Annotated in this window: 5 protein-coding genes; 3 read left to right on the top strand and 2 right to left on the bottom strand. The window is 52.8% G+C overall.

Annotated features, from left to right (window positions below; genetic code table 11):
• Positions 1-1,451, bottom strand: a 1,451-nt coding sequence (locus AC9UG7_RS03915) for an ammonium transporter (RefSeq protein WP_509584426.1), incomplete at its 3' end; no start/stop codon positions are given.
• Between the two features lie 22 nt (positions 1,452-1,473).
• The gene (glnK, locus tag AC9UG7_RS03910; protein ID WP_509584423.1) at positions 1,474-1,812 is read right to left on the bottom strand and encodes a P-II family nitrogen regulator; all 339 of its coding nucleotides are present in this window, start codon (positions 1,810-1,812) and stop codon (positions 1,474-1,476) included.
• A gap of 225 nt (positions 1,813-2,037) precedes the next feature.
• Between glnK and AC9UG7_RS03905 the strand changes: the two genes are divergently transcribed.
• From AC9UG7_RS03905 to AC9UG7_RS03895, 3 genes are all read left to right on the top strand, one after another.
• Positions 2,038-3,576, top strand: coding sequence for a YifB family Mg chelatase-like AAA ATPase (locus AC9UG7_RS03905; RefSeq protein WP_509584420.1), 1,539 nt, complete (start codon positions 2,038-2,040; stop codon positions 3,574-3,576).
• Positions 3,577-3,679: 103 nt separating this feature from the next.
• Entirely contained in the window at positions 3,680-4,774 is a 1,095-nt protein-coding gene (locus AC9UG7_RS03900) for a tartrate dehydrogenase (protein WP_509584417.1), read from the top strand.
• Between the two features lie 168 nt (positions 4,775-4,942).
• On the top strand, positions 4,943-6,121 hold the full coding sequence (locus tag AC9UG7_RS03895) for a glycosyltransferase (RefSeq protein WP_509584414.1): 1,179 nt from the start codon (positions 4,943-4,945) through the stop codon (positions 6,119-6,121).
• Positions 6,122-6,147: the final 26 nt, after the last annotated feature.

The raw sequence follows: 6,147 nt of genomic DNA, 5'->3' as shown, positions 1-6,147 counted from the left end.
TAAGCGGTTTCGCCGTGACTGCTAATGTCCAAACCTTCGCGTTCTTCTTCTTCGCTGACGCGCAGACCCAGCACCAAGTCAACCAATTTGTAAGCAATCAAAGACACCACGCCAGACCAGATGATGGTGGTGATAACGGCTTGTAACTGGATCCAGACCTGACCACCAATGGAGTAATCTGGGCTGGCAGCGTTGGCCACATAGTCATAGATGCCTGTGCCGCCGAGTGATGGTGCAGCAAACACACCGGTTAACAACGCACCGACAATACCGCCCACACCATGTACACCGAACACGTCGAGTGTGTCGTCAGCACCCAGCATGCGTTTTAAGCCATTGACACCCCATAAACACAGGAAGCCGGCAACCAGACCAATGACGATGGCGCCCATGGGACCCACAAACCCGCAAGCAGGTGTGATGGCAACCAGTCCGGCGACCGCGCCAGAAGCTGCGCCCAACATTGAGGCTTTGCCTTTGCTCAGTGCTTCACCTGCCATCCATGCCAACGTGGCCATGGCAGTTGCTACCAATGTGTTCATGAAGGCCAGTGCGGCGACACCGTTGGCTTCCAAGTTGGAGCCAGCGTTGAAACCAAACCAACCCACCCACAACAGCGCAGCACCTACCATGGTCAATGTCAGGCTGTGCGGTGCCATGGATTCTTTGCCATAGCCGATGCGTTTACCCACCATGTAAGCACCGATCAAGCCAGCGACAGCTGCATTGATGTGAACCACGGTTCCGCCGGCGAAGTCGAGTGCGCCTTTGGCCCATAACCAACCGGCAGCGGCAGTGACTTTGTCGAGCGATGCGGCGTCTGTGATGGCGTCAGGACCGTCCCAATACCAGACCATGTGAGCGACCGGTAAATAGCTGAAGGTGAACCACAGCGCACAAAATAACAGCACGGCGGAGAATTTCATACGCTCTGCGAACGATCCCACGATCAACGCGCAGGTGATGGCAGCGAAAGTTGCTTGGAAAGCCACGAAGGTCAGTTCAGGAATGACCACACCTTTGCTAAAGGTAGCAGCGACCGAGTCGGGTGTGATGCCTTTGAGGAACAGCTTGTCCAGCGAACCGAAGAACGGGTTTGACGCCGAGAACGCCAGTGTGTAGCCGTACAAAGTCCACAACACATAAATCAGTGCGGAGACGACAAACACTTGCATCAGCACGGACAACATGTTTTTCGAACGAACCAAGCCGCCGTAAAACAATGCCAGACCAGGGATGGTCATCAGAATCACCAACACAGTCGCCACCGTCATCCAAGCGGTGTCGCCTTTGTTGGGCACAGGGGCTGGCGCAGCCTCAGCCGCAGGCGCTGCCGCTGGGGCCGCCGCCGCCGCCGTCGCCGGTTGGGCGGGCGCATCTTCGGCCATGGTAGCGCCTGAGGCGAAAACCAGACCCAAGCCTAAGGCCAGAGTGGCTAAGAATTTTTTCATGGTATGTGTCCTTGTTCGTGAATCAAATGGCCGCAGTGCCGGTCTCACCGGTGCGGATGCGCACAACCTGTTCCAGGCTGGTCACAAAAATCTTGCCGTCGCCGATCTTGCCGGTGCGCGCCGAGTGTTCAATGGCTTCAATCACTTGATCGACCAGACCGGCAGCCACTGCTGCTTCAATCTTGACCTTGGGTAAAAAGTCCACCACATATTCCGCACCCCGATAAAGCTCGGTGTGTCCTTTTTGTCGACCGAAGCCTTTGACTTCAGTAACGGTAATGCCTTGTACCCCGATGGCAGACAAGGCTTCGCGTACCTCGTCGAGCTTAAAGGGTTTGATGATGGCCGTGATCAATTTCATAGGTTCTCCTAGAGTCAAGGGTCTGCGCAGTTTGAAAGCAGGAAGCCCAAAAAAACGCAGTGCACGTAACCCTTAGCAGTCTCTGTGCCAAGCAGAATTCAGGAGCGGTTCGCCCTAAATAGGGGCTTGCCACCGAGCGAAACCGATAGCAAACACTGTTTTGGTGCGAAAAGCCAAGAGCGCGCGCACGCTTTTGGTGAAAAATAAGGAATGGAAGGAAATCAGATGGCCTATGCACAGGTACACAGTTGCACTGTATTGGGCATCAAAGCCCCGACTGTCACGGTAGAGGTGCATTTGGCCAATGGACTGCCCCAATTTGCCTTGGTGGGCTTGGCTGATACAGAGGTGCGCGAAGCCCGTGAGCGGGTACGTTCAGCCATTATCAACAGCGGCTTGGAATTCCCCACCAACAAACGCATCATCGTCAATTTAGCACCGGCAGACTTGCCCAAGGAATCTGGGCGGTTTGATTTAGCTATTGCTATCGGCATCTTGGTCGCCAGCGAACAACTGGACGCCAAAGCGGTACAGCAACATATATTTGCGGGTGAATTGTCCTTGTCGGGTGAATTGCGCCCAGTGCGCGGGGCCTTGGCCATGGCACTGGGCATGCAACAGCAGATGCCCGCTTTGGCTTGGGTGCTGCCTGCGCACAGTGCCGAGGAAGCAGCATTACTGCCGGATGCCAAGGTGTTTCGTGCACTGCATTTGAAAAATGTGGTGCAGGCGTTTGCATTGCCTTCACAAACCAAGGAACTGGCCCCGCCAGACGACGGATGGGTCAGATTGCAACCAGGTTGGCAGACCACGCAATCGCAGGCGCAGACAGGACCTGAATTACAGGATGTTCGTGGTCAAGCAGGACCCAAGCGAGCGCTGGAAATAGCCGCAGCCGGTGGTCACAGCTTATTGATGATTGGTCCACCTGGCAGTGGCAAATCCATGTTGGCGCAACGCATGGCCGGTTTGTTGCCGTTACTCAGCCAAGCGCAAGCCCTTGAATCTGCAGCCATGCTCAGCTTGGCAGGGCAATTTCATCCCAGTCGCTGGGCCAAGCCGGCGTACCGACATCCGCACCACAGTGCCACCATGGCTGCGCTGGTGGGAGGAGGCGCGCCGCCCAGACCGGGCGAAATATCGCTGGCCCATCACGGGCTGCTGTTTTTAGATGAATTGCCCGAATTTTCAAGGCTCGCGTTGGAGGCTTTAAGAGAGCCGTTGGAAAACGGGCACATCAGTTTGTCGCGTGCCAGGCACCAGGCAGAGTTTCCAGCGCGGTTCCAATTGATCGCTGCGATGAACCCATGCCCCTGCGGTTATTTGGGCTCTGTTCAACCGGCATGCCGCTGTGCGCCGGAACACGTGACTCGCTACCAAAGCAAACTGAGCGGCCCATTACTGGATCGCATGGATATGTGTGTCCATGTACCTGCCATACCCGCAGAGTTGTTGATGCAAGCCTGTGAGGGAGAAAGCAGTGCGGTGGTGCAACAGCGGTGCCAGCAGGCACATGACCGCGCCATCCAAACAAGAGGTGTCAGCAACCACCGCCTGTCTGCGGCGCAGTTACAAGACTTGACCATAGATACGGCGGCCGAGCGCGTGCTGCAACAGTATGCGGCCAGACAAGCTTGGTCTGCGCGTGCGGTGCATCGGGTGCTGCGTGTGGCGCAAACCATTGCCGATTTGGCGCAATCGCAGGAAATAGAAGTCACACATGTCATGCAGGCCATGCATTTCAGAATGGCGTTGAAACAATGAATGCAAAGGATCGTACCAACGTGCAAATTTCTGGGAAGATGCGAAATTCTGAAGTGCCTGGTTCACGTTTCAATCGGGCTTTGCAATGGAAGAAGGAACAATCATGGCCCGCAAACACCGCATTGCCGTTATCGCCGGAGACGGCATAGGCACCGAAGTCATGCCCGAAGGCTTGCTGGTCATGGATGCTGCAGCAAGAAAATTTGGCATCGACTTACAGTTTGACCATTTCGATTTTTCCAGCTGGGCATATTATGAAAAGCACGGCAAGATGCTGCCTGACGATTGGAAAGACCGCATCGGCGGACACGATGCCATCTTCTTTGGCGCAGTCGGTATGCCCGACAAAATCCCTGACCATGTTTCGTTGTGGGGCTCATTGTTGATGTTCAGGCGTGAGTTCGACCAGTACATCAACCTGCGCCCGGCACGGCTCATGCCCGGCATCATCGCGCCGGTGGTGCGACGAGACGGAACGCCACGGTTACCCGGTGAGATCGACATGTACATCGTGCGCGAAAACACCGAAGGCGAATACTCCAGCATCGGCGGGCGCATGTTTCAAGGGACAGCGCGTGAAATCGTCATGCAAGAAAGCGTGATGACGCGCATCGGCGTAGACCGTGTGTTGAAGTTTGCCTTTGAGTTGGCCATGGCGCGACCCCAAAAGCACTTGACCAGCGCCACCAAATCGAATGGTATTGCGATCACCATGCCTTACTGGGACGAGCGCGTGGCTGAAATGGCCAAGGCCTATCCAGACATTCGGTTGGACAAATTCCACATTGACATTCTCACTGCCCATTTTGTTCAACGACCGGATTTCTTTGACGTGGTGGTCGCCAGCAACCTGTTCGGTGACATCTTGAGTGACCTCGGACCTGCTTGTACCGGCACGATTGGCATTGCACCGAGCGCCAACCTCAACCCTGATCGTATGTTCCCGTCATTGTTCGAACCGGTGCATGGCTCGGCACCCGACATCGCTGGCAAAGGGATTGCCAACCCTATCGGACAAATTTGGTCCGGCGCCATGATGCTTGAATTTCTCGGTCACAAAGACGCACACGACGCTGTGCTGGCGGCGATTGAAAAGGTGCTGGACCCGACAAGCGGTGCACCTAAAACGCCGGACATAGGTGGTAATGCCAAAACCACGGATGTGGGCAAAGCGATTGCGGCGGTTTTATCCATCTAACGCACTGAGGCTGTCTGAATAGAGCGTCAATTGTTCAAGACATGGTTCTGGGTATGACGCTTTTCAACTCCACATATCGGCCAAGCACAGTGACTTGATCACAAAGGGCAGGGCCATCGGTATCATCTGGGCAAATGGATCAAAGGCGTTGCTTTGAGCGACTGAATAATGAAAATAATTTTTAACACGGGCGTGTTTGGAAAAAACGGCATAGAGCACGCGTTGGTCAACTTATTACTTGAACTCGACCAAACCCATCATCAATTCATACTTCATCAAATTTATGAATTGGATGAAGACAGTCTACTTTTAGACAAAATCAAACACATGGTTGTAAAAGACTGCAGCTTGCCCAGAACCAGCTTTTGGGGGCATACACACATGCATCGAAAAAAAAGTATTTTTTACAAACTACTTGATGCATTCGGTATATTGAATATTCACCGCTTGATTGCCAACCATATCAATCAACAGCAGGCGGATATGGTGGTTGACTATGATTTATCTTTATTAAGGTCAGCGCATTTAATCACAGCCCCCAAAATAGGCTTTTTCCACTTTAGACCCAAGCGATTTAGAAATGGTGGCGTCAAAAGATTACGCCGCATTGGCAAGAGACTGAAGCACTATCAAACCCTGGTGGTGTTGTGCGACGAAATGTACCAAGAAGCATGCGATGTGTGGCCACACCTGAAAGATAAGTTAATTGTTTTGCCAAACGCTATCAATATGGGCAGCTTAATTAAAAAATCCCAAGAAACAATTCACTTGCCACCCGGCATCAATTCAGGTTCATACTTCATCTCCATTGTCAGGTTAACGCATCAAAAAAACATTGAATTGCTGCTAGCCGCCTATCAAAGAGCCAAAAACCTGGGTTGCTCATGGCCTTTGCTGGTGATAGGAGATGGTGAAGACAAAGAAAAACTGATGCAATTAAGCATAGGATTAAATATTGAAGAAAGTGTTTTCTTTTTAGGCTACCAAACCAATCCTCACCCATACTTGGCACAAGCAGGCACACTCGTGATGAGCTCTCGAGAGGAGGGATTCCCTGTTAGCTTATTAGAAGCCCTGGCCCTTGGATGCCCCATCATTTCATTAGCCTGTCCGACGGGCCCCACAGACATACTTCAACACGGCGTATTGGGCAGACTGATCCCATTCACCGAAGACAATCCGGCGGAGTTAGGTTTGGCTATGTTTGAAATGAGTGAAAACAGTCTTCTTAGAAATGCTTACACACAAAAATACGCGACAGCAATTGAAAATTACGCGGCCGACGTCATCGCTCAGCGGTTCGTGGACATTTTGCGCAATACCGCATTTGCTCAGGGATCTGAATAAAGCGTGAGGAAGATGGGATGAACCCA

Origin of the sequence: Limnohabitans sp. (assembly GCF_046052765.1) — a bacterium.
Taxonomy (GTDB): Bacteria; Pseudomonadota; Gammaproteobacteria; order Burkholderiales; family Burkholderiaceae_C; genus Limnohabitans.
This window is presented reverse-complemented; position numbering and strand designations above follow the sequence as displayed.